General features: G+C 60.6%; 1 protein-coding gene. It reads right to left on the bottom strand.

Annotation, left to right across the window (positions count from 1 at the left end; genetic code table 11):
* Positions 1-53 precede the first annotated feature (53 nt).
* A partial coding sequence (tuf, locus tag ACR0LL_RS21115; RefSeq protein WP_480492715.1) for an elongation factor Tu occupies positions 54-1,229 on the bottom strand: 1,176 nt, incomplete at its 5' end.

Raw genomic sequence — 1,229 nt, 5'->3', positions numbered from 1 at the left:
GGAGCGGCCTTCGTTTGTTCACCGATGTGCCGGGCTAAAGCCCGGCCTACGGATTATTCTACGATTTTCGACACGACGCCGGCGCCGACGGTGCGGCCGCCTTCGCGGATCGCAAAGCGCAGGCCGTTTTCCATCGCGATCGGGGCGATCAGCTCAACGCCGAACGACACGTTGTCGCCGGGCATGACCATCTCGGTGCCTTCCGCCAGGGTCACGGTGCCGGTCACGTCAGTGGTCCGGAAGTAGAACTGAGGACGGTAGTTCGCGAAGAACGGAGTATGACGGCCGCCTTCTTCCTTGGTCAGGATGTAGGCTTCGGCTTCGAACTTGGTGTGCGGTGTCACCGAACCCGGCTTACACAGAACCTGGCCACGCTCAACGCCGTCACGGTCCACACCACGCAGCAGGGCGCCGATGTTGTCGCCCGCTTCACCGCGGTCCAGCAGCTTGCGGAACATTTCAACGCCGGTGCAGGTGGTTTTCGCGGTGTCACGGATGCCGACGATTTCGATCTCGTCGCCAACGTTGATCACGCCACGCTCGACACGGCCGGTCACAACGGTACCACGGCCCGAGATCGAGAACACGTCTTCGATCGGCATCAGGAACGGCTGGTCAACAGCACGCTCGGGGGTGTCGATGTAGTCATCAACAGCCGCCATCAGCTCGCGGATCTTGTTCTCGCCGATTTCAGGGTCACGGCCTTCCATCGCGGCCAGAGCCGAACCTGCGATGATCGGAATATCGTCGCCGGGGTATTCATACGAAGACAGCAGCTCGCGGATTTCCATTTCCACCAGTTCCAGCAGCTCTTCGTCGTCAACCTGGTCAACTTTGTTCATGAACACGACCATCTTCGGGATGCCAACCTGGCGGCCCAGCAGGATGTGCTCGCGGGTCTGCGGCATCGGGCCGTCCGCGGCGTTCACAACCAGGATCGCACCGTCCATCTGAGCGGCACCGGTGATCATGTTCTTGACGTAGTCAGCGTGGCCGGGGCAGTCGACATGCGCATAGTGGCGCGCGTCGGTCTCGTATTCCACGTGCGCGGTCGAGATGGTGATGCCGCGGGCTTTCTCTTCCGGCGCGCCGTCAATCTGGTCATACGCCTTGAAGTCACCAAAATACTTGGTGATCGCTGCGGTCAGCGTCGTCTTGCCGTGGTCAACATGCCCAATCGTGCCGATGTTGACGTGCGGCTTATTACGCTCAAACTTTTCCTTTGCCAT

This window comes from Ruegeria sp. AI2 (assembly GCF_056541275.1).
The sequence above is the reverse complement of the archived record's forward strand: the minus strand, read 5'-3'. Positions and strand labels throughout refer to the sequence as shown.